This is a genomic window from Pseudomonas sp. PA1(2017), assembly GCF_001945375.1.
Lineage (GTDB): Bacteria > Pseudomonadota > Gammaproteobacteria > Pseudomonadales > Pseudomonadaceae > Aquipseudomonas.
Window position 1 is genome coordinate 1 of the sequence record NZ_MSXU01000006.1, and the last position, 1,913, is coordinate 1,913.

Here is a 1,913-nt window from a genome sequence, read left to right on the forward strand (position 1 = left end):
CAGCCTACCACCTTAAACACGGACAACCAACGCCGTGCTGGCCTAGCCTTCTCCGTCCCTCCATCGCAGTAATTAGAAGTACGGGAATATGAACCCGTTTCCCATCGACTACGCATTTCTGCCTCGCCTTAGGGGCCGACTCACCCTGCGTCGATTAACGTTGCGCAGGAAACCTTGGTCTTTCGGCGTGCGAGTTTTTCACTCGCATTGTCGTTACTCATGTCAGCATTCGCACTTCTGATACCTCCAGCAAGCTTCTCAACTCACCTTCACAGGCTTACAGAACGCTCCTCTACCGCTCAACTTACGTTGAACCCGTAGCTTCGGTGTATGGTTTGAGCCCCGTTACATCTTCCGCGCAGGCCGACTCGACTAGTGAGCTATTACGCTTTCTTTAAAGGGTGGCTGCTTCTAAGCCAACCTCCTAGCTGTCTAAGCCTTCCCACATCGTTTCCCACTCAACCATAACGTTTGGGACCTTAGCTGACGGTCTGGGTTGTTTCCCTTTTCACGACGGACGTTAGCACCCGCCGTGTGTCTCCCGTGCTGACACTTGCTGGTATTCGGAGTTTGCATCGGTTTGGTAAGTCGGGATGACCCCCTAGCCGAAACAGTGCTCTACCCCCAGCAGTGATACACGAGGCGCTACCTAAATAGCTTTCGAGGAGAACCAGCTATCTCCGAGCTTGATTAGCCTTTCACTCCGATCCACAGGTCATCCGCTAACTTTTCAACGGTAGTCGGTTCGGTCCTCCAGTCAGTGTTACCTAACCTTCAACCTGCCCATGGATAGATCGCCCGGTTTCGGGTCTATACCCAGCGACTAAACGCCCTATTAAGACTCGCTTTCGCTACGCCTCCCCTATTCGGTTAAGCTCGCCACTGAATATAAGTCGCTGACCCATTATACAAAAGGTACGCAGTCACCCAACAAAGTAGGCTCCCACTGCTTGTACGCATACGGTTTCAGGTTCTATTTCACTCCCCTCTCCGGGGTTCTTTTCGCCTTTCCCTCACGGTACTGGTTCACTATCGGTCAGTCAGTAGTATTTAGCCTTGGAGGATGGTCCCCCCATATTCAGACAAAGTTTCTCGTGCTCCGTCCTACTCGATTTCATTGACAAGAGATTTTCGTGTACGGGGCTATCACCCACTACGGCGGCACTTTCCAGAGCCTTCCACTAATCTCAAATCAACTTAAGGGCTAGTCCCCGTTCGCTCGCCACTACTAAGGGAATCTCGGTTGATTTCTTTTCCTCAGGGTACTTAGATGTTTCAGTTCCACTGGTTCGCCTCATGCACCTATGTATTCAGTGCATGATACCCAGCTTATGCTAGGTGGGTTCCCCCATTCAGAGATCTCTGGATCACAGTCTGTTTGCCGACTCCCCAAAGCTTATCGCAGGCTACAACGTCTTTCATCGCCTCTGACTGCCAAGGCATCCACCGTATGCGCTTCTTCACTTGACCATATAACCCCAAGCAATCTGGTTACTGTCTATAACGTGAAGACGACATTCGCCGAAAATTTGCACTTGAGAACAACGCAAATTTTACCTTGACCAGATTAATTACCAGTGAAAGTAATCAATCAGTCACTTCTATCACATACCCAAATTTTTAAAGAACGATGTTTCGACTGGTCAAAGACCAGAAATCAACATTCACCCTGCTTCTGCAGAGAATGCTCATTTCTGAACTCTTACTCATTAACGACTGCAACCAGATAGTGGTGGAGCCAAGCGGGATCGAACCGCTGACCTCCTGCGTGCAAGGCAGGCGCTCTCCCAGCTGAGCTATGGCCCCGTATATCATCTGCACCTGAATTGGTAGGTCTGGGCAGATTTGAACTGCCGACCTCACCCTTATCAGGGGTGCGCTCTAACCAACTGAGCTACAGACCTATAACAGGG

The 1,913-nt window shown here is 50.4% G+C and carries 2 tRNA genes and 1 rRNA gene; all 3 read right to left on the reverse strand.

Annotated features, from left to right (window positions below):
* A 23S ribosomal RNA gene (locus BVH01_RS06930) occupies window positions 1-1,470 on the reverse strand; the annotation flags it as partial.
* Between the two features lie 260 nt (window positions 1,471-1,730).
* Window positions 1,731-1,806: transfer RNA gene (locus BVH01_RS06935), tRNA-Ala, on the reverse strand.
* Window positions 1,807-1,827: 21 nt separating this feature from the next.
* Window positions 1,828-1,904, reverse strand: a tRNA-Ile gene (locus tag BVH01_RS06940).
* Window positions 1,905-1,913 lie beyond the last annotated feature (9 nt).